We start from the raw sequence: 23,205 nt of genomic DNA, 5'->3' as shown, positions 1-23,205 counted from the left end.
GCTATGTATTGCTGTTTTGGCCAAAAGAGAGACTTAATTTTCTTCGCCTTTTACTTCTCTGTCAGGCAATTGGGTTACATAGCTGTCAGACAGGTGAAGCAGCTCCAGCGCGCGGTTGAATTCATCTTCTGTAGCTTGCAGAGGTTTCGTGCCGTCACCGGATAACGTATAATGCTGGCCATCCTTGAATCCGCTGCCGGACAGAAAAAGCTCTTCATTATTTACAAATGAGCCTGTCGGCAAATAATAGCGCTGTGGAAGCAGGTTATATGCGGATTGATTCAACAGATCCTGTCCGAAATGAATATGGCTGTCAAGGGATACCCCTAACAGATTGGATACCGTTGGTAAAATATCCACCTGCCCGCCTAATTGTTCCTTCACGCTAGGCGCCGTTAATCCCGGGGAGGCGATGATCAGCGGAATATTAATCAAATCGCGTTCCGTATATTTATGATTCAGAATTTCCTCCAATAAGACATGATCCTCTTCCTTGAGGGAGAAAATGGGCAGTCCCCGGTGATCGCCGTACAACATGATTAAGCTGTTATCCCATACACCATTTTGCTTAAGCTCATCGATAAACTGGCCAAGTGCATAGTCAGCGTAATTCTGGGCACGAATGTAATTTCCGACAAGCGTTCCTTCAAAGCGTTCCGGCAGCGCCATCTTGTATTTATCTTCGGGAATGGAGAACGGATTATGCGATGACATCGAGATCACGTGGGAATAGAACGGCTGGCTTCTCTGGTCCATTCTCGCCAGTTCTGCGGATGTCTTCTTGTACAGAATTTCATCGGAAGCCCCGTAGAATACCTTATCGTCTTCACCAAAAAAGGATTTGTCATAATAACGGTCAAACCCCAAAGCTTTGTACAGCTCTCCACGGTTCCAGAAGTCTACATCATTGGTATGAAACGTTGCCGTGTCGTACCCTTGCGCCTGCAGCAGCTTGGGCAGGCTGGGAAGCTCCTTGGGAGCATAGATGTCGGTAGCCGGTCCATCCGGTGGAACATAGAAGGAAGTGTTCACGATAAATTCCGCATCCGAGGTATTGCCTTGACCGACCTGCTGGTAAAAACGCGGAAAGTAAAAGTTTCCTGCGGCCAGCTTGTTCATATTAGGAGTAATCTCTTGTCCATCGATGGACAGATTAATCAGGAAATTTTGAAAAGACTCCATTTGAATGATAATCAGATTTTTTCCCTTGGCAGCACCGAACAGGGCCGGGTTGGATTGCGCCTGAATGCCCTTTTTTTGATCGATGGCAGCTTGTGTGATTTGGGAGAGTTCAATTTGCTCTTCTTTATGCTCTGCAAGCAGGGCGTAGGCTTCATAATTAAGAATTCCCATTTGCTCGGCTTGAACCGTTTCATTCATACTGGCCTGATTCGGGAAAATATTCATCATACAAATGATCAGGGAAATGCAGAACAGGGCAGCAACCGCTTTGCGGTTGCTCTGGCGCGACATGGCTTTTTTCCAGGCGACGGCCTTTTTCCGGCTGAACATCACCAGGCTAATGATAATGATGTCCAGAAAAATCAGCATATACTGCGGGTGGAGCACCGAAAATATGCTTTTCTTCACCGCTCCAACCTGTTTGGCCTGACCGATGACCTGAGAAGTGGCAATAATGCCAAAATGATTATGATAGACAATCAAAGAGAAAAACAAAACCGTAATCAATAAATTGACAATCATGTAGATAGCGATTTTCCGTTTGGTGGCGAACCATTCAATCAGGCAGAATATCAGCAGGATGAACGGGATTTCTTTCAGCCATGTTGTCCAGGTAGGACCATCCTCGAACAAGTAATACCAGGCAAAATAGCTTTTCGCAAGCATGATCAGCGAGAAAAAAGTATGGATCTTTTGCTGAGTGTACGTCGTTCCTTCAACCGCATTTCTTATGCGCATCCTTTTCTATATAATTAGTTCATTCTATTACATGAAAGCGATCAAAATCAACTAGATTAGGAGCCAGATTTTGCATAATAAATGACTATTGTTCGATTACAATATGTGGAACATATGTTACAGCATCACTCTTCAAAAGAATATTGCAACAATACACATACATGCGGAGGGAATGGCAGGAATTCCTTGGCAGAACAACGGGGACCGCAGCAGCAAATTGGTTAATTGCGAAACAAGGAGGCCTAACCCAATCTACAGCTTCTATGTTAAAATAACCCTGGATTCAATATCTGCGCTGGAAGATTTGAAACGAGGTGGCTGTATTGTTCAAAATAATGCTGATTGAGGACGATGTTACGCTGTTTGGCGAGATTAAGGAGCGGTTGTCCCAATGGTCGTATGAGGTATACGGCATTTCCGATTTCGGGAAGGTCCTTCAGGAGTTTACGGCGGCGAAGCCTGAACTGGTCATTGTTGACATCCAGCTTCCCCAGTTCGACGGGTTCCATTGGTGCCGGATCCTGCGCGCGCATTCCAATGTGCCGATTATTGTTCTGTCCTCCCGCGACCACCCGAGCGATATGGTTATGTCGATGCAGTTCGGAGCAGATGACTTTATCCAGAAGCCGTTCCATTTCGAAGTGCTTATCGCCAAAATCCAGGCCACGCTGCGCCGGGTGTATAACTACAGCACCGAGCGGACCGAGCTGAAGACATGGCGTGGGGCAACGATTGAATATGTGAAGAATACGATAACGGGGGAACGCGGGTCTGCCCTGCTGACGAAGAATGAAATGTTAATCCTCAAAATACTGGTGGAGAGTAAGGACCGGATCGTTGAGCGTGAAGAGCTGATCAGAAAACTGTGGGATAATGAGCATTTTGTGAGCGACAACACCCTGACCGTAAATGTGAACCGGCTGCGTAAAAAACTGGAGCCGCTGGGTCTGGATGCATATATAGAAACCAAGGTGGGGCAAGGCTATATGGCTACCGAAGAGGCGCTGGTATGATAAGAAAATACATAAAGGAGAAGTTAAGCTGGCTCCTTCTGCTTGCCGGGCTGCAGATCATTTTTTTGTTCGTGGCTTATGTGGATTCTTCCATTCCGTTCTTGTCCGTATTGTACATTGTCGGACTGAACATCATGGTATGTACAGCTTTTGTGTTTCTCCGGTATCACAAGGAAACCCGTTTTTATCAACGGATGTGCGCTTGGGACGAGGTATATGATCTGAGCACCTTCAAGGAAGCGAACAGTCCATTCGAAAGGATGGTGCAGGAGGCAGTAAATGCTCAAACCGAACGTTACAGACGGGAGTCCTCAGCAAATTTTCAACTGCTTGAACAGGAGAAGGACGATTTGCTGTCCTGGATTCATGAGGTCAAAACTCCGCTTACGGCCATGCAGCTGATGATCGAACGGCTGACGGATGAGACGCTGAAGCCGAAATTAATGTACGAATGGCTGCGGGTTCATCATTTGCTGGACCAGCAGCTTCATCAGAAACGGATTCCGTTCATGCGCAACGATCTGTATATCGAGATGATCCGGCTTGAACCCGTCCTGAATAAAGAGATTCAGGCGCTGAAATCCTGGTGTATCCCCAAAAGAATCGGTTTTGATGTTGACCTTGCCGTCGAAGAGGTACTTACGGATGGCAAATGGCTTGGGTTTATTCTTAGGCAGCTGCTTACAAATGCCGTAAAATATAGTGAAAACTCCGATATTCTCATTCAGAGCAGAGAAACGGCGGGCCACACCGTGCTAATCATTGAAGATCATGGTAGAGGAATTGACCCCAAAGATTTACCGCGGATATATGATAAAGGCTTTACTTCTACCACCGGGCGCCAAGAGGGAGCCGCCACAGGCATGGGACTCTACCTGACCAAACAGGTGGCGGAGCCGCTGCAGATCGGCATTCATGCAGATTCAATGCTTGGCGAAGGCACTGCGTTTACCTTGACTTTTCCGCGTAAAAATGACTTTTTGCGCATTACGGGCATGTGACAACAATGTCACATGCCTTTTCGTTTTGTTCGGCGAAACGCAGGATAATATAACGCAACCCGCTTATGATAGATTTAAAGAGATCAGACATAGTGCAACATCAGATGATCGAGGTGTTTTGATCTTAATCTTTTTAGATCAGACATAGTGCAACATCAGATGATCAAAGGGTTTATCCAGGTACCGCTGCAGTTAAGCGGGTCCCGCAGGGACGGCAAGCGATCCTGCTCCCCACATTCCCAAGTCCAGCCAGTCTGAACGCCTACGCTAATTGCACTTCACCGGGTGTCCAGAGGGCGGAGCCCTTGGGGCCCTCCCTTGGCTAAGGGAGGGTTTGGGAGGGATCGAAATTTTTAGGGATCGAAATTTCTTTAGGAGTGAACACCAATGATTCTGGAAGCGAACAAAATTTATAAAACGTATGGCAACAAATTCAACAGGCAGGAAGTGCTGAAAGGAATCGACCTTCAAGTCAGCAAAGGCGAGTTCGTCGGCATTATGGGGGCTTCCGGTTCGGGAAAAACCACCCTGCTGAACGTCCTTTCCTCCATTGACCGGGTAAGTCAGGGAACGATTGAAATCGAAGGCAAGGAATTTACGCGGATGAAGGAGAAGCAGCTGGCGGAATTCCGCAAACGGCATCTGGGCTTTATTTTTCAGGAATATAATCTGCTGGACACCTTGACCGTCAAAGAAAATGTGCTGCTGCCGCTCTCGATCACCGGCATATCCAAGAAAGAAGCCCACCAGAAGTTCGAGCAGGTGGCAGGCGAGCTGGGGATCTACGAATTGAAAGATAAATACCCGGCGGAAATCTCCGGCGGACAGAAACAGCGGACCTCTGCGGCACGGGCGTTTATCCATGATCCGAGCATTATTTTTGCAGATGAGCCTACCGGTGCGCTTGATTCCAAGTCTGCCTCCGACCTATTGAACAAGCTTGCCGACATGAATACGAAACACCAGGCCACGATTGTGATGGTCACCCATGATGCGATTGCTGCCAGCTATTGCAGCCGGGTAGTGTTTATCCGCGACGGTCAAATTTATACGCAGCTGAATAAAGGCGATGAAGCACGGCAGTCCTTTTTCAACGATATTATGAAGACCCAGAGTGTATTGGGCGGTGTCCAGCAATGAGCCTGAACTATATTATCCTGCGCAATCTGCGGAAAAACATCAAAAACTATTATCTGTACGTCTTCGCGCTGGTCTTCGGGGTGGCACTGTATTTCTCTTTTGTTACACTGAAGTATGATCCATCCATGGATGAAGTCGCCGGTTCGATTAAAGGGGGAGCCTCCATCGGCGCATCTTCGGTGCTGCTGGTGGCCATAGTCGCCATTTTCCTGTTGTATGCCAATACGATCTTCATTAAGCGGCGCAGCCGCGAGATCGGGCTGTTTCAACTGATCGGACTGACGAAGGGGAAAATCTTCAAGCTGTTAAGCGCCGAGAACCTGATCCTGTATTTCGGGTCCATGCTCCTTGGGATTGGTGCCGGGTTTGCGGTGTCGCGGCTGATTCTGATGATTTTGTTCAAAATTCTGGCGATTGAATCCGTGGCCAAGCTCCGTTTTTCACTGGATGCGCTGCAGCAGACCGTGATCGTCTTTGCCGTGATATATCTGCTGATCATGCTGATGAACTACACATTTATTCAAGCACAGAGCATTCTGTCCCTGTTCAAGGTCAGTTCCACCGCACAGGAGCGCGTCCGGAAAATGCCGCTGTGGGAGATTGTCTTCGGCCTGCTCGGCATCGGCTGTATCGCGTCTGGTTATTATTTATCGACCCTGCTCTTCAACGGAAAAATAAACGACATGACCGGGCTGATGATCTCGATGATAGTTATCCTGGGACTGGTTATTATCGGCACGTACCTGTTCTACAAAGGCTCGGTCAGCTTTGTGTTCAACGCCATCCGCAAGAGTAAACAGGGCTACCTCACCATTAATGAGGTGCTCTCGCTCTCGTCCATTATGTTCCGGATGAAGTCAAATGCGCTGCTGCTGACGATCATTACTACCGTGTCCGCGCTGGCTATCGGTCTGTTGTCACTTAGTTATATCTCGTATTATTCGGCGGAGGCGACAGCCAAGGAAAGCTCACCTCACGACTTCGGGTTTGCCCGGGTAGAAGCCAAAGAGCGGTTTGTGCAGGCACTGGATAAGGCGCAATTCAAATACAGCGAAGTCCATATGCAGCCCGTCCCGGTGGAAGTCGATGCTTCGCAAATTATGGAGAAGGATTTCAAAGACACGATCATTTCTACTCTCGTAGTCAGTGACAGCAGTGTGGAGGGGATCGATCTAAAGCCCGGGGAAGCACGGCTTATGGGATATAACAGTGCTTTGAATACTCTTATGTCTCTGAAGGAAACTGGTGAGATTGGCTTTAAAAGCAGCAACGGTACGGTAAAGCAGCAGCTCACAGGTATCTCCAAGAAAGCGATTTTGCCTTATTATTACAGCAAAGGCGCCGGAGTGTTTGTGGTCGATGAAACGGTTTATGAAGAGCTGGCTCAGGGGGTGAACCCCAAGCTGCAAAGTGCTGAGGGAGCGCCAGCAGCAGATTACTTCGGGATAGAGCTTGCTGAACGTTCGCAGCTAAAAAACGCAAATCAAATTTTTGTGGATCAGAAGCCGGATGAGATGAGCATCTCGCAGTATGAATATGAAATGAACCAGCGGAGGAGTATGGGGCTCATTATGTTTATAGTCGGATTCCTGGGTTTGACCTTCCTGATCACCTCCGGCTGTATTCTGTACTTTAAGCAGATGGATGAGGGGGAGGAAGAAAAGGCAGGCTACACCATTCTGCGGAAACTGGGCTTTACCCAGGGTGATCTCTTGCGCGGTATTCAATTCAAGCAATTATTCAATTTTGGCATCCCGCTGGTCGTTGGCCTGAGCCACAGCTATTTCGCCGTCAAATCCGGCTGGTTCTTCTTCGGCACGGAAATGCTCACCCCGATGATCATGGTCATGCTGCTGTACACAGTGCTGTATTCCATTTTTGGCTTCCTGTCGGTTCTGTATTACAAGCGGGTCATTAGCGAGTCGTTGTGACCAAAAAGCATATATTGGGAAAGAAAAGTGGAGGAGCCCGCCTTGCAGCGGCTCCTTTTTCGTTTGTTCCACAGGAATAGTTGATTTAAAAGTGAACTAATTTACGCACAGAGTGGAAATTTGGTTCATATCTGGTATAATAAAAAATAATATTCAGGAAATATATTGCAATACAGCTATAACACAATTGATGAAAAAGGATAGGTGGAAACAGCCCATGGCGAAAATTGATCGTCATACTTTTCAGACCAAAACCAGACATATGTCTGCCGATCTGAAGCAAAAAATCAACTCGGGGGCTTACAGTCCGGGAGAATACCTGCCTTCCGAGCTGGCACTGACAGAGCTGTACAAATTAAGCAAAAATTCCGTGAGGTACGTTCTGGATGAGCTTGTCCAGGAGGGATTGATTATTAAAATTCCCCGGGTGGGCACACAGGTGGCAAAATCTATTGCCAAGGAAACCATCCGCTTTGGCGTATATCCCTCGTTGTATAAGGAAGCAGGGATGGAGGAACTGATTAAGCGGTTCCACGAGAACTATCCGCATATTCATGTGGAAACGATTGAGCTTCCATATGTGAGTTCAGACAGCATCGCCAATCTCATCAAGCTGGGGATTGTGGATGTGTTAACCGTCAACCTGCAGGATATGTACCAATTCAAGGAGAGAAAGTCCCTGGATTTGTTTGCCGGCCAGGATCGGCACGACAATATATACCCTTTTCTTACAACTTATTTTGAGAAGGAACCGGGGGTTGTGGCAGCCCAGCCTTTCGTGTACTCGCCCGTTATTTTGTGTTACAACAAGGAGCACCTGAAGGAGAAAAGACTGGGAGAACCGAACAGCAGCTGGAGCTGGGATGAGCTGGCAACGCTGCTCCGGGAGCTTAAGGCGCCTCATCGCTACAGCATCGCTTTTCAGCTGTTTTCCATGAACCGGTGGCCGATTTTCTGGATGCAAAATGAGGACGATCCGGCTTCGGCTGATTACAATCCGCCTCAGGACGGAACCGGCTTGCCTACAGAAGGGTTGCGCTGGCTCAGGGATCTTGTGACGGAGGAAGGAATATTTCCCCTGGCCCTGGCTCAGGGTGAATTCGAAGCTGAGAAATTGTTTAGAGAGCAGAAGGTATCGGTCATGCTCACCACGTATTACATGCTGAATGAGCTGAAGAATGCGGATTTTTCCTTTGATATTGCTCAGCTGCCGCATTTTAAGAATGATAAGACACTCCTTCTGTCCACAGGCATTGCTCTCAGTTCAGAATCGGGGCATAAGGAACCGGCGGCCTGTTTTGTGAATTATCTCACTTCTGATGAGGCGCAGACCTATATCAGACAGCACACCTACAGTTTACCTGCGAGCAGATACATTACGGAAACGGTTTCCGTAGATATGATTAACAAACCGTCCAGGCTGGAGCTGCACCGTGACTACAGTTCAAAATACACGACGTACCACGACCTGTCTATGTCCATTGAAACCCTGATCCGATTCGGAGAAAGCCTGAAGCAATATATGTCTTATTTAACGGATGAAGAGGGACTTGCTGAAGTACTGCTGCCCGCCAAAAGCCTTAATTGATAAAAAAACGCATAGCAGCTTCAATAAAAGCACTGCCATTGGGGAGTGCTTTTTTTGAATTTATATGAACCACAAAAGAACCAGTTGACAGATATCGTGGTGTATGATAATTTCTTATTGAAAAATATGAACCACACATGATCCAAATGACTGAGGGTTAATAAGGAGCTAATTAACGGCTTACCTGAAGTGGAGGGGGAGAGTTTTCGTCGTCTTTTCTTAAGGAACCCTGTATCCGTTTTCATTGGTAGTTTACATGAAGGAGGAACGTTTAATGATGCTGAAAAAAAGGATTTCCATCGTGCTTGCGGCCACTCTTTTTTCCTCGATTCTTGCCGCATGCGGCAGCAGTACGGACAAAGGCGGTTCTGCCGCCCTGCCTTCACAGGAGCCCGGACAATACGGAGATACGGGCACTTTGACCCTGCCGCTGGTAGATAAACCGACCACTATTACTTACATGCTGCCCAGCAATGCCAAAGATCTCGGTCCGGGCAAGCTGGTGGTCCAGGAGCTTGAGAAGCGGACCGGCATTAAAGTGGATTTTCAGACCTATTCCCCGCAAACCTATCAGGACAAATTAAAAGTCATTGTCGCCTCCGGCAAGCTTCCCGACATTTTTACAGGGTTAAAACCGGCCGAACTCAAAAAAATCGGTAAACAAAACGGCGTGGTTGCCATCAATAAATACGCCGATCAGCTCCCTAACTTCAAAAAGCTGTATATGGAAGAAAACGACTGGGTCCTCAAATCCTTTGGCGATGAAGCCGGCGATATATACACCTGGCCGATATATAATCTGAACCGCAAAGTGAATCACGGATTCATGTTCAGAAAAGATATCTTTGATGAACTTGGCATTAAAGAATGGACGAACACCGACGAGTTTTACGAAGCTCTGAAAAAAGTAAAAGCAGCTTACCCCGATTCTTACCCGTACGCGTCAAAAAGCCTGGCCAATATTTTCCGGGATTGGGCCTTCGGCTGGGGACTCGGCAACACGGATCAGTACCCGGCCTATTACGATGAAAAAGACGGCACCTGGAAGTACGCCGCAGTCCAGCAAGCGCATAAGGACATGCTCGATTTCATGAAAAAGCTGTACAACGAAAAACTGCTGGACCCGGAATTTTTGACGGATACCCAGGACTCCTGGACCACCAAGATGACGACAGACAAATCGTTTGTCACGTTTGACTGGATCGGCCGCCTTGATCTCTTTTACAACCAGATCAAAGAGCAGAATCCGGACTATGACCTCAGGTATGCCAATCCCGTCGGACCGACCGGCAATGTCAGAACGCTGCCTGAGGTTTCGGATTTCAGCGTCGCCGTGGCCAAAAACAAAAATACGGAAGCCTCGCTCAAACTGCTCGACTACCTGACCAGTCCATCCGGAAGCGAACTTATGACCATCGGTGTGGAGGGGGTTAACTTCGAATGGGGAGAGGACGGATTTCCGGTATACCCTGAACTGAAGGATCTTCCGCTTGTGGATATCACCGTGCTGGAGGACCGTTATGCGATGTGGCTGGAAGGAGCGTACCTGAGACCGGACCACCGGAGCATTTACTATCGTTTCTCGGAAAAAGAGCAGGAAGCCCAGGATAAAATCGTGAAGGCGGATCGTTTCGAGCCGCTTGATCCGATCCTTAATTTTACCGACGAGGAAACCTCCAAGATCGCCGAGCTGCAGACCTCACTGCAAAAATCCGCCGAGGAATTTAATGCGAAATATATCCTTGATGCGGGTTATGGAGAAGCCCAGTGGGCGGATTTCCAAACCAAATTGAGCCGTAGCGGCGTGGAGGAACTGATGTCGATCTACAATGAAGCCCAAAAAAGATACGATGAGTCCAAATAAAAGGTCTTAGGTCTTGAATTAAAGGGAGGGGACAAGGCATGGAACATCCGGCAGCTAACCAAACAATGCACAAGAAGAGCTCCAGAAGCCGTCTTGGAACGACGTGGAACCATATCAAACGCGACAGGCAGCTGCTTCTGCTGTTTCTTCCCTGCATCCTGTTTTACGTCGTCTTTCGTTACGGGCCCTTATATGGACTGATTATAGCCTTCAAGGACTACAGCGTATTTTCGGGAGTGCTTGGCAGCGAATGGGTGGGATTTGAGCATTTCATCACATTTTTTACGAACCATGACTTCTGGATGCTGTTCCGCAACACGCTGCTCCTTGGGCTGTATACGCTCATTTTCGGTTTTCCTTTTCCAATCCTGCTGGCCCTTCTGCTGAACGAAGTCAGAAACAAATGGGTAAAAAAATCCGTTCAAACCTTCAGTTATTTTCCGGCATTTTTGTCCGTTGTCATCATCAGCAGCATGATCATTGATTTCCTGTCTCCCAATCACGGTATTTTGAACCAAATGCTGGCCGCGTTCGGATTCGAGAAAAAATACTTTCTGGTTGATCCGGGCTGGTTCCGTCCGATTTACGTCATTTCGGAAATTTGGGCAAATACGGGGTACGAATCGATCATTTATCTGGCAGCGATTGCGGGAATCAGTCCTACGCTCTATGAAGCGGCCAAGGTGGACGGCGCCAGCCGGTTCCATATGATCCGTCATATTACGCTGCCGGGGTTGTTTCCCACGATGCTCATCATGTTCATCCTCAAAACCGGCTCCATGATTCGTGTCGGCTATGAAAAAGTACTGCTGCTGTACAACCCGATGACATATGACGTAGCGGACGTATTTTCAACTTATGTATACCGCAAAGGACTGCTTGAATCCAATTACAGTTACGCAGCCGCGGTAGGGCTGTTTGAAGCACTCGTGGCAATGGTGATGCTGCTGTCCGCGAATGCGGTCAGCAAACGGCTGGGAGGGAACGGATTATGGTAGGAGAACGCAAAATATCTTGGTTTGGTGTCATCAATACGCTGATCCTCGCTCTGGTTGCTGTAGCCACACTCTATCCCATCCTGTATATTACGGCCATCTCTTTAAGCGATACGGTGTCGGTCGTTCAAGGCAAGGTTTTTCTATTTCCGAAAGGGCTTAACTTTGAGGCCTACGGCGAGGTGCTTAAGAATGACACGATTCCAAGAGCCTATCTGAATTCTGTCTTTTATACAGCGCTTGGCACGTTCGTGAACTTGCTCTTTACTGCGGTGGCAGCTTATCCCCTGTCCCAAAAAGGTTTTTTTGGAAGAAAGTTTTTTATGACAGCGATTGTGCTGACGATGTTCCTGAATCCCGGCATTATTCCGACTTATGTGGTCGTACAGCAGCTGGGGTTGACGGATTCGGTTTGGGCCCTTGTGCTTCCCAACGCCATCTGGACGATGGAACTGATCATTCTGAAAAGCTTTTACGAAAACATGTCCACCCAAATACGGGAAGCTGCCCTGATTGATGGAGCGTCCGAATACCGGATTCTGTTCAATATCGTCATTCCCTTATCCAAGCCTGCGCTTGCGTCCATCGGTCTTTTTTATTTCATGGGGCACTGGAACAGCTTTTTCCTGCCGCTGATTTACTTAAACGATGCGGATAAATATCCTTTGCAGGTCGTGCTGCGGGATATGCTGATCTACAGCGCAGAAAATGACGCGGGACTCGTGGATCGTTCGGCTCTGGCCCCTCAATCGATTAAAAACGCAACCATTGTGCTGTCCATGATCCCTGTTCTCCTTATCTATCCATTTGCCCAGAAGTATTTCGCTAAAGGGGTGATGCTCGGTTCAGAAAAAGGCTGAATAGACATAAGGAGGAGCCATATCAAATGAAAATCGTTGCTGCGAAGGAAGGAAAAGTTGCCATACTTCAAGCGGATATACCGGACCTGAACAAACGGCATGTCCAAGTGAGAACCGAATATTCGGGGATTAGTCCGGGTACGGAGCTGAGCTCAATCAAGAGATCCGGATTATCTCCCGTATCTCTTGGCTATAGTGCCGTTGGGATTGTGGAACAGACGGGAGGTGAGGTCAGGGATTTTCATCCGGGAGACCGGGTAGCTTGTTACGGTGTGCCTTACGTCAGACATGCAGAGGTGATTTCGGTGCCCACCAATCTAGTCACCAAAGTGCCGCATCATGTCAATCCTGAGGAGGCGGCATTTACAGGGCTCGGGGCCATTGCCATACATGCGTTGCGTACAGCTGACGTGAGGTTCGGTGACAAGGTGCTTGTCGTCGGACTGGGTATCCTCGGTAATCTTGTGGCCCAAATTGCTTCTGCCGCTGCATGCCATACTGCTGCATATGATCTGAGCGAAGACCGGGTGCAGCTGCTTCAGGGACAAATGGGCATTACATCAGGCTTTTCAAGTGAAGCGGAAGTGGAACATTTTGTGATGAACGAGACGGGTGGAGCCGGCTTCGATTCCATCCTCCTATGTGCTGGCGGCCCCGGCGAAGCGCTGATTAACAAGTCGCTGGAGTGGCTTCGGGACCTGGGGAAAATCGTGATCGTCGGGGATTTGTCCATGGAGTTTTCAAGAGATCTGATGTTTCGCAAGGAAGCGCAGATTCTTATCTCAAGAGCGGGCGGCCCGGGAAGATACGATATGCGTTACGAGGAAGACAATCAGGATTATCCTATCGGTTTCGTGCGGTGGACGGAAGGAAGAAATATGGACGAGTATGTAAGGCTGCTTGCTGATAAGCGGATTACGGTAAGTCCTGCGATCACGCACAGGTTTGCGCTGGAAGAGGCGCCTGCAGCCTATGGAATTTATCAATCCGGCCCGGCTCAAGGAGCCCTGGCCACGTTGATCAAGTATGTTTAATGACATGAAGAAGGGGAGATAAGTGATGAAAAAGCCTTTTTTCAACCTGATCACCATGTTCATGAGCTGTTTCCTTGTATTAGTGATGTATCCCGTACAGCCTGCTCCTGCCGCAGCGGAGGAATCCAGACTTTCTCAAAAAAACTTCGGCGAACCCGAAAAATTGCTTGTTCCCAACAACTACACGGTAGCTGTGTTTAATGGAGCTGTCGGCTACGAGGACGGCAAGCCTGTAATGTATGCGACGAGTAAAGGAAAGCCGGGTTATCTGAATGTGATTGACCTCGAAGAGTATAAACTGCTCCGGACCGTTTCTCTTGCGCCATCCGAAAGCTCTTGGGCTCATACCGTTGCCCCAAACGGTACGCTCTATGTGGCGGCCGAAGGAGCGGGTGCGAGATTATGGGAGTATTCTCCAGTCACGCACGAGGCCGTTCAAGTGGCTGAATTTGCGGGGCAGTCCGTCTCCAACAGCATAACGACGGATGAACAAGGAAGAGTCTACGTTGGAACGTACCCCGGGGGAAAGTATGGCAGTATGACCCTGCCACCAAGCAGGTGAGGGATTACGGACGCGTCATCGGCGCGCTTGATCAAGAATACGTCCGCTCCATTGCTTATCAGGGAGGATATATTTATGCCGGAACGGCCCATAAACAGATCGTGCGCGTGGACCTGAACACGGGAGAAAAAACGGATATTGCAGCTTCACTAACCGTTAAAAATGATACGGTATACGATTTAAGTACGATTGATAACCGTTATTTGTTCGCCCGTTATACGGACGGAAGCGGCATACCGGGTGAAGGCTACATCTACGATACGGCAACAGGATCATGGCTTGATGTAGAGCTTCAGCAGGTCACCGGCCTTCATGCAGCCGACTCGGTGGGTGGAAAGCTGTATTATATGTCAGAGAAAAAACTGAAAACCTTTGACCTGGCAACGCATCAGGTAGAAGAAACCGGTATGATCTATGAAAGCGGATTCAGAGGGGCGGATTGGGTAGAGTTCAACAATCCCGAGCTTCCAGGAAAAACGCTGGTCACCGTCCGCTATGACGGCGGGGTAGCTATGCTGAATATCGATACAAAAAAGGTAATTGTAAAGCCGCCGATTATCCCGGGATTGCCGGGCGTGGTCAACCGGCTTCAAAGCGTATCGGATACACAGCTGATCACAACGGGTTCTCAAGCCAGATCCTCGCTGGTGGATTTAGAGAGCATGACGGCAAAACCTTTCAGCATAGGTCAGGCGGATAGTGTGTACCCGATTGGAAACAAAGTCTATATGGGGGTCTACCCGGAAGGCGGCTTATACGTTTATGATCTGAATCAAGAGCCGGGAAGCACGAATCCGCAGCGGCTCGCGGTACTCGGAAATGATCAGGAACGGCTTGTGCATATGTCTGAAGGGGAGGGTAAACTGTTTATTTCTACTATCTCCGGTTACGGTACGCTGGGAGGATCGCTTACGGTCCATGATACAGCGACAGGGGAAACCAAAGTCCACCGTAATGTGGTCCAGAATCAGAGTGTGCTCAGTACCGCTTATGTAAACGGAAAGATTTTCGGATCTACGACCATCAGGGGCGGACTGGGTTCCACGCCAAGCGAGCAGGAGGCCAAGATCTTCGTGTGGGATGTCCAGAAGGAGCAAAAGATCACGGAGTTTACCCTGGATATTCCCGAACTTACCGATCCTATTTTCATAGGGGATCTGTCTCTCGGACCGGATGGGCTGATCTGGGGGCATCCTATGAATATATTTTTGCGATCGATCCGGACACGTACAAGCTTGTAAAATATAAAAAAATCTATCCACAGCTTTATTACACCCAGTGGCACCATCATCCGATGCGCTGGTCTGAAGACGGGCTTCTGTATGTGCTGTTCAATAACAAACTGACAGTGATCGATCCCGAAACCCTTGAATTCAGAACACTGACAGATGCATCAAGATTTGATCTTGGAAGAGACGGGAATCTTTATTTCACCGATCTCGCAACGAATACTATTCTCTATAGAATCAAGATCGATGGAGAGATTGTGCCTGAACCGCCGGGTCTGCCTTTGCCGGTCAACAATGCCGGAGTGGAGCAAGCGCCGGAGGGAAGCGGCAAACTGCCGGGCTGGACTTCTTTGTTTGCGACCAGCGGGGATGTGCATTTTGAGCGGAGCGGCGATAAGAGCTATGCGGGTGATTACAGCCTCCACACCACGGATCTGATCCGTACCGCCTCTGTGGCGGTGCAAAGCGATCCAATCGCTTTGTCTCCGGGAAAAGAGTATAGTGCAAGTACTCAAGTCTACATCGAATCTGGCCAGCCCGGATTAATGTTCAGATTCTATAATGCTGAGGGGCAGACGTTGTCCACTTTGGAAACGCATCTGGATGAATCGCGGCTCCGCCAGTGGCAAAAAGTAACTCTTCGAGGTACAGCACCGGAAGGGGCAGCTTACGCCAGAATTATCGCGGTTACAAGCCGTTATAATATCTCATCCGCTTACTATGACGACTTTTCCGTAGTTGAAAAGGATAATACTGCTCCCTTGACGGAAGCTGCCGTGAATCCACAGCCCAATGATCAGGGCTGGCACAATGAAGATGTTTCCATTACGTTGAACTCGGAAGGGGCAACCTCCCTTTTCTACGAGTCTAAGGGGGCTGAGAGCATTGATCAGCGTGAGGCTGCAGGCAGCAGCACGGAGTTCACAGTAAGCGCAGAAGGTGTAACGGAAGTAACTTATTGGGCAAAATCCGCTTATGGCGTGCCCGGGGTGCCTTCTACTATTGAACTCAAGATCGACAAAACAGCGCCCGTAATCGAATTTTCAGGAGAACCCGTTTATGAAGTAGATGATGTGATCCGGATCGAATGCTTCGCTCAGGATGCATTATCAGGAATTGCTTCAAGTGATTGCGATGCTGTGCTTGCAGACAGCCCCGCCTATCTGGCGGGTATTGGGGAGCATTTGGTTGATGCATCCGTGAGTGATATCGCCGGGAACTCTGTACAATCCTCTTTTTCTTATGAAGTGATCCTGACCTATGAAGGCATTGCAGGGCTTATTGACCAGTTCCTCGCTCATGATCCATTGCTGGCTGGGCGGCTTAAGGAGCAGCTGACGTTAGCACAAAGCGCGGACGAAGCGGGTAACGAGGGAGGAAAAAAAGGTGCAATCAACGGATTTATTTATCAAGTGCAAGCCATGAGTGGCAAGGGATTAGCTCAAGATCATGCCGGGCTGCTGGTACAGTTCGGAACCCAAATTTAACTTCATGTGAAGCCGCCGCAATGGCGGCTTTTTCCAACTTTCGCTTGGAGTTGCTGAAGGAACCTTTATAGTTTTCTTGCTTTGAATACAAAAGTTACAGGAAGCATCTTTGCTTTTTTTGCAAAATCACTGTTATCGTTCCGCGATTGCATAATTTCCTCATCAGATTCCTCAATCATTTGCTCAATTACAAATCCCGCTTTAGAGAGCGCATTCACATAGGTTGAAAGTTTACGGTCCGATAAGGTTAGCGTACTTTCATCAAGGGATACCGAATACCAGGATTCATCAAAATAACTTTTCTTGAAGACTAGCCTATTATTTTCCGCAACAACACATTTATGAATAGGATGAGACCAGCTGAAAATAAATACGCCGTCTTTTTTCAGGTAAGAAGCGATCCGGCCAAAAGTGGCCTCAAGGTCGGTGGTCCAGCCTATGGCATAAACCGAATAAACGAAGTCAAAATAATCCTCCGGTATACCACATTCTTCCTCCATAGGAGAACAGATCAATGTTGCTGAAAGGCCGCGCGACTTCAAAAGCTGCCGGGTTTTTTCGATTTGTTTTTCTGATATATCTGTACCCCAAAGCTCAGATGCTTTGCGTTCCCCCAGATATTGCAAGGATTCACCGCTTCCACAGCCTATTTCCAGCAGCTTTTTTCCTGCGACATCGCCAAAAAGCCGGCATTTTTCTTCGGAGACAAATGCTCCATACAAAGGAAGCGCGGTTGCTCCTAAGATTTCATTTCCTTTTGTATCCCAAAAGCTGCTGTTTGTTTTATGTATAGCATTCTTGTCCATGTCGACCGAAATGGCGCGGCCAACCTCGCCAGCACCTATAATGTTTGTTCTAACCGTATTGTTGTCCATGCCGGTACCATCCCCCAATATAAATAATACATAAGCCTAAAATTGAACACGAACAGGCTGCGTTGTTAATCCCACAGTAATGTACCATTTTCCTAAGAATAATTCTACCTAAAATCTTCCATACACCCCTATAAAAACTGATCAAGCGGCTTAAGTTGGAATGGTTTGCCCTATACCGTTTTGTCCTGGCGGCGCTTTTCTATTTAATCGTCATACTGTAACTATACTCCACCCGAAAATTCCTGCTGTCAAAATAGACGAGATCTCCGCTGTCATAATGCCACACTGCCTGCAGGCGGGTAGGTTGTCTAATGCCGTCAATCCGCTTGTAATCCTTCATTAGCGCCGACCATCTCACCCGCTGTTTGGAGCCGTCCATTCCGACGGCGGTGCGGTCGTCCGTCGTGAAGGACAGGCATTCCCCGTTGTCGCTGAAACTGAAGATGCCGCCTGCGGTAGTGCCGTAACAGGCAATCGCCGCGCGGGCATGAGTATCGTCAATGGGCTCCCAAGTAATGCAGCTCTGTATAGCGGCGCTTGGCAGCAAGAGCGCTTCCGACAAAAAGGTGACCAGACACGCCTGATCCATCTCTCCGCCCTGCTGGTTGAATAGAGTGAACATCTTCGCCAGAACGCCCTTCATGCTGCCTTTTCCCTCGACATAGGTATCCAGGCCTTGAAAAGGAATCCCGTACATAGAAGTTTCTATCAGGGCAATTCTGGCTGGATGCTCACTGAAATTATACTGCGTGTAATCTATCTGAATCGCCGGTTTCTTGGGGGACAGGATGAAGTCTACCCCTTTGAATACGGCTTTCATCGAGGACATTTGGGGTGTGCCGGTCCATCCGCTGCTTTCGAAATATTTCCGGACAGGGGAAGGCAGAGGCTTCCAATCTTCGCTTGTGAACACATCGTTAGAGGCGGCGGCAGCAGAGAGGCCGTTGTCTGCGAGCCGCAGAAACTCGGCTTTGGTGCGCGAATAGGGAATATGGAAGAATATCGTCACACCAACAGTGATGCTGACAAGGATAACCAGTAAAAGAATCATCAAATATCTACTCCTTTTCCGGATCAGATGCGTCCGTTTCCATGCGGGCGATGTTCTCTGTAAGCCGGGTCAATCCGCGGAACAGGCCACGGGTTAACTCTGCGTCGAAGGATTGAAACAGAGCCTTCATAAACTGGGCTTCCCGTCCGCTTCTCCCCGCAAAATATACCCTGCATTTATCGGTAAGCTGAATCCGAAGAACGCGTGCATCCCGGCTATCCTTGGTCAGCGTTACAAATCCCTGCTGTTCGAGCAGGAGAGCCATCTTCTTCACATTCTGCCTGGAGCTTCCGATCATCGCGGATACATCGCTCAGGGTGGGAGCGGGTGAACCGCTCTTCAAAATGACTGCGATCAGCAGCCACTGCTTCATGGTCATTTGGTCATCCAATTGATCGCCTAATACCTGCAGGCGGTTGGCAAGTGTGAGAACAGCGCCAAGGATGTAAGCCTGCTGCTCTTTTTCCTCCATATGATTCATCTCCTTACATCAGAATGGTAACCTATTACGTTTTTATTATATGTAATAGGTTACCTTTTTGTCTATATACAAACCAAATCACATAACTGTCTTATCCCCAGCCCATTGTGGTCTGCTCTACATCCAGAGACCGAGATGAAAATGCGTTTGGAGACCGTTAACCGGCATATCCGATAGGATTATAATGAAGCAGCACTGAACGGAGTACATACCAAGTTTATATTCAGTTTAAAAAGGCGGTTTATGATCCATCTATATTAGCTTTCTAGGAGGAATGGCAAAATGAGTCAAATCAAGAAACAACCGCTGCAAACCAAAGATTGGGCCATTGAGGCGCACGGGCTTGTCAAAGTTTTTGGAGACAACCGGGCAGTGGACGGGGTAGACCTGCAAGTGGCCACGGGTTCGATTTACGGAGTGCTGGGGCCAAACGGCGCAGGCAAGACTACAGCGATCCGGATGCTGGCGACATTATTAAGACCGGATGGCGGTTCCGCGAAGGTGTTCGGGCATGATGTGGTGAAGGAGCCGCAGATTGTGCGCCAGCTGATTGGAGTGACCGGACAATATGCGTCAGTGGATGAGTCGCTCAGCGCAACCGAGAATCTGGTGATTTTCTCCCGACTGCTGGGTCTGGGGCGTGCGGAAGCACGCCGCAAGGCTGAGGAGCTGCTGGAGGAATTCGGTTTGACCGAAGCTGCCAAACGTCCGCTCAAAAATTTCTCCGGCGGGATGCGCCGGCGGCTGGATTTGGCCGCCAGCCTGATTGCGCAGCCGCCGCTCATTTTCCTGGATGAGCCGACGACTGGCCTGGACCCCCGCACCCGCAACCAGATGTGGGAGACGATCCGGCGGTTGATCCAGTCCGGTTCAACGGTTTTGTTGACCACACAATACCTGGAAGAAGCAGACCAGCTGGCTGACCGGATCGCGGTCATTGATCATGGCCATGTGGTTGCAGAGGGTACGGTAGATGAGCTGAAATCATCAGTAGGCACTTCGTCCCTGCAATTAAGAGTTCAGAATCTGCGGGACATTGGCATTGCCCGTCAGACGGTAGAGCGGATGCTGAGAGTACAGACCAGTATATCAGCGGAAGCCGCGAAGATTACGGCACCTCTGGGAAATGTTGACCGGGTGGCGGATCTGCTGATTGCACTGCGTGAGGCAGGGATTTCATTGGCGGAGCTGAGTGTGCAGAAGCCAACGCTCGACGAGGTTTTCCTGAGCATCACGGGCCACGGGGTAGAAGAAAAGTCAGCTCCGGCTTCGGCCGAATTCATTCAAGCGGAGGGTCAAACCGTATGAGTACAATGATAAAACCAGGCGCCCAGCGCCAACTGAAAAACCACACCAGCTTCGGACAGTCGGTACGCAATTCACTGACAATGGCCTACCGGGGGATGCTCAAAATCAAACGCACACCCGAGCAGCTGTTCGACGTCACGTTTCAGCCGATTATTTTTACCCTGATGTTTACGTATATTTTTGGTGGGGCCATCTCTGGAGATGTCCAGAATTATTTGCCGATGATCATCCCCGGAATCCTCGTTCAGACCGTCATCACGACCTCGATTGTGACAGGTGTTCAACTGCGTGAGGATATGGAAAAAGGGGTCTTTGACCGCTTCAAGTCCCTGCCGATCTCGCGGATAGCCCCGCTTGCCGGAGCCTTGCTGGCGGATACGGTCCGGTATACGATTGCAACTGTGCTTACTTTTGCGATGGGGTATGTGATGGGACTGCGTCCTGAAGGCGGACTCGGGCATGTTGCCATGGCCGGTGTGCTGGTCATTATCTGCTCCTGGGCGATCAGCTGGATCTTTGCTTTCTTCGGCGTTATTGCACGTACAGCTTCCAGTGTACAGGGAATCTCCATGATTGTGCTGTTCCCGCTCACCTTCCTCTCCAACGCTTTTGTACCGGTCGATACCATGCCCGACTGGCTTCAGTGGTTCGTCAAAATGAACCCGATCTCGCATTTGGTCACAGCCGTCCGCGATCTGGTCAACTCGGGAACCATGGGCTCGGACCTGGTCTTTTCCCTGGCCGGCGCCGCTGTCATTGTGGCGATCTTTGCACCGATCACGGTGCGTGCATATATGCGCCGTACGTAAGGGATAAAAATATCTATGGAGAAGAAAAGATAATATCTGGTTATTATAAGAAAACGGCTGCAGCCTGATTGCTCAGTCGTTTTTTTGTTGCGCTCGCTCTGTTAGTATTGGTCCAACTATGCTGTATGCGAAAATCGCATAAATATCAATATATTTATCCGTAAAAAGTATACTTGGAGTAAACTGCTGTACGTCAGGAGGTTGTAGAAGTGAAAAGTATCTTGGAGGATATGTATTACGGGAATTTGCGGCCTGATGAGTCTATAAAATCTGCTGATCCAAGAGCCAAGCAGCTTCATCAGGAGGTCATGATGTTAATGGACAATTACCAAAAGAAGCTAGCGGCGGCAGAATTCGAAGAAATCGAAAGACTGCTGGATCTCGTTGGTGAGCTTAACTCCATGCATGCGGCCGCAGCTTTTGTTCAAGGATACCGGATGGGGGCATTAATGATAACGGAGGTATATTGCGGATAAGAATATAAAATAAGGAGGGAAGCGGGTTTATCCAAAAGCTTCCCTTGTCCGAAACGATTTAAAGTTCAAAGCTCAGACAGCGCTCGCCGGCATTCAATTGCACTTTATACAATAGATGATCCTTATATCAGCGGAAAAATGGGATCTGTTGCACTCTGTACAGCAGAATCGGGCTAAAAGGGCGCTTTTGACTCCAAATCAAGAAATCTACTGCACGAAATACAGCAGAATGCGTTTCACCGTAAAACTCTCAGCTATCTATTGTACAAAGTGCAATCACTGAAGATTTCCAGTTCAACTTATATAAGTTGGCTAAACTTTCGTACCTGAAAAATTGTCTTAAACCTTTGAATCGTCGTGGAACACCAGGAAGGAGCTAACTATCAAATTAACTCATCTAAAAATATGGTTTAAAAAAACCCCGGAGACGTATGTCGACAGCCTTCAAGGGAATTTTTGCGCTGCTTTTCTGCGCTTTTGACCTTTTATGACAAAATAACCCTTATATTTACATGTTAAAATTGTTACTTATTTACTATATACATATATATTTACTAAAGTTATCCTATAAATAGGAAATGATTAACATTTCCGCAAATTACAGCTTGGTTTCGAAGTGTCAAAGGAGGAATGAAAAAGACAAAAAAGTGTACAAAATGTATGTGTCTCATCCTAGTCGGCTCAAGACTCTGCTGTAAAAATTTGAAATTAGAGGAGCGAGAACTGTGAAAGCAATGAAAAAACTATTTGCTGGATTGATGATGTTTACTCTGATTTTTGGTGTATCCTTTGTGGGATCGGCATTTGCCAGCGGTGATGAGGTTAAGCTTATTGACTCGGATGTTAGCGTTATTTATAAACCCGGATATGTCGGATTCAGCGGAAATATTGATGTAGCGAATCTGGGACCCGTGAAAAATGTCACTGTCCATTACACGACAGATAACACCACTTGGTATAATACGAGTGCGAATTATGTAGGACCGTCGGATGGAACCCGTGAGAAATGGCATTTTGGCATTTCCAGAACTGATGCTTCAACAGATCATAACGAGTTGAAGAATCTGAGCTTCATTAAATTCGCAATTGAATACGAAGTGAATGGCCAGGTCTATTGGGATAACAACGGGGGAGCGAATTATTACAATGAAGTCAATCATAATGTTCCCCTGAGTTCCGTGATTTTGGGAGCACCAAATGTGGTTAACGCCAAAAGTACTCTGAACAAAGGTGAATTTAGCGGAACCATCTATGTGAAAAACCTGGATCCGACGAAAACAGTAAAAGTAACGTACACAACGGACAACTGGGCAACGACTCAAGAGGGCTTCGCTACTTACAATGGCTCCTTGAATAATTTCAATAGTGTTGAAAGATGGAGCTACAGTATTAATGTTCCGGGTGCCACAGATGTTAAATATACGGTTTCGTATACAGCTGGCGGACAAACGTATTTGGATAATAACTATGGCCATAATTACGAGGTCAACTAATTCATTTTAAAATGCAGCTGAAAGAGGATCACGGGCGGATTATTCCGCTTTGTGATCCTTTTTTTTGCGGATGACCAGCAAGCAGACC

General features: G+C 48.2%; 20 protein-coding genes. 16 read left to right on the top strand and 4 right to left on the bottom strand.

What is annotated here, in order from left to right:
* Nucleotides 1–33: 33 nt before the first annotated feature.
* Entirely contained in the window at nt 34–1,920 is a 1,887-nt protein-coding gene (locus JI735_RS28900; protein ID WP_233476098.1) for an LTA synthase family protein, read from the bottom strand.
* Nucleotides 1,921–2,243: 323 nt separating this feature from the next.
* On the opposite strand from JI735_RS28900, the gene JI735_RS28895 reads away from it, so the two are divergent.
* The 12 genes from JI735_RS28895 (at nt 2,244) to JI735_RS36445 (ending at nt 16,624) form a co-directional block, all read left to right on the top strand.
* Nucleotides 2,244–2,933: a response regulator transcription factor gene (locus JI735_RS28895; protein WP_039837716.1), complete on the top strand. Its 690-nt coding sequence runs from the start codon at nt 2,244–2,246 to the stop codon at nt 2,931–2,933.
* The gene (locus JI735_RS28890) at nt 2,930–3,934 is read left to right on the top strand and encodes a sensor histidine kinase (RefSeq protein WP_039837715.1); all 1,005 of its coding nucleotides are present in this window, start codon (nt 2,930–2,932) and stop codon (nt 3,932–3,934) included. Before JI735_RS28895 ends, JI735_RS28890 begins: the two co-directional genes overlap by 4 nt.
* A gap of 387 nt (nt 3,935–4,321) precedes the next feature.
* Complete coding sequence (locus JI735_RS28885) at nt 4,322–5,074, top strand: ABC transporter ATP-binding protein (protein ID WP_039837714.1); 753 nt, start codon at nt 4,322–4,324, stop codon at nt 5,072–5,074.
* Nucleotides 5,071–7,005 (top strand): FtsX-like permease family protein, encoded by a 1,935-nt coding sequence (locus JI735_RS28880; protein ID WP_039837713.1) that lies wholly within the window; start codon nt 5,071–5,073, stop codon nt 7,003–7,005. Before JI735_RS28885 ends, JI735_RS28880 begins: the two co-directional genes overlap by 4 nt.
* 217 nt (nt 7,006–7,222) lie before the next feature.
* Nucleotides 7,223–8,593 carry an extracellular solute-binding protein gene (locus JI735_RS28875; protein WP_039837712.1) on the top strand — a complete coding sequence of 457 codons (1,371 nt, stop codon included), beginning with the start codon at nt 7,223–7,225 and terminating at the stop codon, nt 8,591–8,593.
* A gap of 274 nt (nt 8,594–8,867) precedes the next feature.
* Nucleotides 8,868–10,457: an extracellular solute-binding protein gene (locus JI735_RS28870; RefSeq protein WP_233476097.1), complete on the top strand. Its 1,590-nt coding sequence runs from the start codon at nt 8,868–8,870 to the stop codon at nt 10,455–10,457.
* 65 nt (nt 10,458–10,522) lie between these two features.
* Complete coding sequence (locus JI735_RS28865; protein ID WP_051052096.1) at nt 10,523–11,455, top strand: ABC transporter permease; 933 nt, start codon at nt 10,523–10,525, stop codon at nt 11,453–11,455.
* The gene (locus JI735_RS28860) at nt 11,449–12,312 is read left to right on the top strand and encodes a carbohydrate ABC transporter permease (RefSeq protein ID WP_039837710.1); all 864 of its coding nucleotides are present in this window, start codon (nt 11,449–11,451) and stop codon (nt 12,310–12,312) included. Before JI735_RS28865 ends, JI735_RS28860 begins: the two co-directional genes overlap by 7 nt.
* A gap of 26 nt (nt 12,313–12,338) precedes the next feature.
* Complete coding sequence (locus JI735_RS28855) at nt 12,339–13,346, top strand: zinc-dependent alcohol dehydrogenase (protein WP_039837709.1); 1,008 nt, start codon at nt 12,339–12,341, stop codon at nt 13,344–13,346.
* Nucleotides 13,347–13,371: 25 nt separating this feature from the next.
* Complete coding sequence (locus JI735_RS36455; RefSeq protein WP_233476096.1) at nt 13,372–13,908, top strand: NHL repeat-containing protein; 537 nt, start codon at nt 13,372–13,374, stop codon at nt 13,906–13,908.
* Nucleotides 13,905–15,149: a hypothetical protein gene (locus tag JI735_RS36450; protein WP_233476095.1), complete on the top strand. Its 1,245-nt coding sequence runs from the start codon at nt 13,905–13,907 to the stop codon at nt 15,147–15,149. Before JI735_RS36455 ends, JI735_RS36450 begins: the two co-directional genes overlap by 4 nt.
* Before the next feature lie 53 nt (nt 15,150–15,202).
* On the top strand, nt 15,203–16,624 hold the full coding sequence (locus JI735_RS36445) for an NHL repeat-containing protein (protein ID WP_233476094.1): 1,422 nt from the start codon (nt 15,203–15,205) through the stop codon (nt 16,622–16,624).
* A gap of 65 nt (nt 16,625–16,689) precedes the next feature.
* Here JI735_RS36445 and JI735_RS28845 read toward each other — a convergent pair whose 3' ends face one another.
* From JI735_RS28845 to JI735_RS28835, 3 genes are all read right to left on the bottom strand, one after another.
* Nucleotides 16,690–17,499, bottom strand: a complete 810-nt coding sequence (locus tag JI735_RS28845; protein WP_039837708.1) for a class I SAM-dependent methyltransferase — start codon at nt 17,497–17,499, stop codon at nt 16,690–16,692.
* Between the two features lie 199 nt (nt 17,500–17,698).
* The gene (locus JI735_RS28840; protein WP_202676666.1) at nt 17,699–18,550 is read right to left on the bottom strand and encodes a DUF6544 family protein; all 852 of its coding nucleotides are present in this window, start codon (nt 18,548–18,550) and stop codon (nt 17,699–17,701) included.
* A gap of 7 nt (nt 18,551–18,557) precedes the next feature.
* A complete protein-coding gene (locus JI735_RS28835; RefSeq protein WP_039837703.1) occupies nt 18,558–19,022 on the bottom strand; it encodes a MarR family winged helix-turn-helix transcriptional regulator in 465 nt (154 codons plus the stop codon).
* A gap of 291 nt (nt 19,023–19,313) precedes the next feature.
* On the opposite strand from JI735_RS28835, the gene JI735_RS28830 reads away from it, so the two are divergent.
* The 4 genes from JI735_RS28830 (at nt 19,314) to JI735_RS28815 (ending at nt 23,117) form a co-directional block, all read left to right on the top strand.
* Entirely contained in the window at nt 19,314–20,339 is a 1,026-nt protein-coding gene (locus JI735_RS28830) for an ATP-binding cassette domain-containing protein (protein WP_051052090.1), read from the top strand.
* Complete coding sequence (locus JI735_RS28825) at nt 20,336–21,148, top strand: ABC transporter permease (RefSeq protein WP_039837702.1); 813 nt, start codon at nt 20,336–20,338, stop codon at nt 21,146–21,148. The genes JI735_RS28830 and JI735_RS28825 overlap by 4 nt, the downstream gene beginning before the upstream one ends.
* A gap of 209 nt (nt 21,149–21,357) precedes the next feature.
* Nucleotides 21,358–21,624 (top strand): DUF6809 family protein, encoded by a 267-nt coding sequence (locus tag JI735_RS28820; protein WP_039837701.1) that lies wholly within the window; start codon nt 21,358–21,360, stop codon nt 21,622–21,624.
* A gap of 734 nt (nt 21,625–22,358) precedes the next feature.
* On the top strand, nt 22,359–23,117 hold the full coding sequence (locus tag JI735_RS28815; protein ID WP_233476528.1) for a carbohydrate-binding protein: 759 nt from the start codon (nt 22,359–22,361) through the stop codon (nt 23,115–23,117).
* Nucleotides 23,118–23,205: the final 88 nt, after the last annotated feature.

It is taken from the genome of Paenibacillus sonchi, assembly GCF_016772475.1.
Taxonomy (GTDB): Bacteria; Bacillota; Bacilli; order Paenibacillales; family Paenibacillaceae; genus Paenibacillus_AQ; species Paenibacillus_AQ sonchi.
The sequence above is the reverse complement of the archived record's forward strand: the minus strand, read 5'-3'. Positions and strand labels throughout refer to the sequence as shown.

Coding starts and splice junctions, on each gene's coding strand:
- JI735_RS28900 (WP_233476098.1), bottom strand. CDS start 1,920: ATGCGCATAAGAAATGCGGTTGAAGGAACGACGTACACTCAGCAAAAG.
- JI735_RS28890 (WP_039837715.1), top strand. CDS start 2,930: ATGATAAGAAAATACATAAAGGAGAAGTTAAGCTGGCTCCTTCTGCTT.
- JI735_RS28885 (WP_039837714.1), top strand. CDS start 4,322: ATGATTCTGGAAGCGAACAAAATTTATAAAACGTATGGCAACAAATTC.
- JI735_RS28880 (WP_039837713.1), top strand. CDS start 5,071: ATGAGCCTGAACTATATTATCCTGCGCAATCTGCGGAAAAACATCAAA.
- JI735_RS28875 (WP_039837712.1), top strand. CDS start 7,223: ATGGCGAAAATTGATCGTCATACTTTTCAGACCAAAACCAGACATATG.
- JI735_RS28870 (WP_233476097.1), top strand. CDS start 8,868: ATGATGCTGAAAAAAAGGATTTCCATCGTGCTTGCGGCCACTCTTTTT.
- JI735_RS28865 (WP_051052096.1), top strand. CDS start 10,523: ATGCACAAGAAGAGCTCCAGAAGCCGTCTTGGAACGACGTGGAACCAT.
- JI735_RS28860 (WP_039837710.1), top strand. CDS start 11,449: ATGGTAGGAGAACGCAAAATATCTTGGTTTGGTGTCATCAATACGCTG.
- JI735_RS28855 (WP_039837709.1), top strand. CDS start 12,339: ATGAAAATCGTTGCTGCGAAGGAAGGAAAAGTTGCCATACTTCAAGCG.
- JI735_RS36455 (WP_233476096.1), top strand. CDS start 13,372: ATGAAAAAGCCTTTTTTCAACCTGATCACCATGTTCATGAGCTGTTTC.
- JI735_RS36445 (WP_233476094.1), top strand. CDS start 15,203: ATGCGCTGGTCTGAAGACGGGCTTCTGTATGTGCTGTTCAATAACAAA.
- JI735_RS28845 (WP_039837708.1), bottom strand. CDS start 17,499: ATGGACAACAATACGGTTAGAACAAACATTATAGGTGCTGGCGAGGTT.
- JI735_RS28840 (WP_202676666.1), bottom strand. CDS start 18,550: ATGATTCTTTTACTGGTTATCCTTGTCAGCATCACTGTTGGTGTGACG.
- JI735_RS28835 (WP_039837703.1), bottom strand. CDS start 19,022: ATGGAGGAAAAAGAGCAGCAGGCTTACATCCTTGGCGCTGTTCTCACA.
- JI735_RS28830 (WP_051052090.1), top strand. CDS start 19,314: ATGAGTCAAATCAAGAAACAACCGCTGCAAACCAAAGATTGGGCCATT.
- JI735_RS28825 (WP_039837702.1), top strand. CDS start 20,336: ATGAGTACAATGATAAAACCAGGCGCCCAGCGCCAACTGAAAAACCAC.
- JI735_RS28815 (WP_233476528.1), top strand. CDS start 22,359: ATGAAAAAACTATTTGCTGGATTGATGATGTTTACTCTGATTTTTGGT.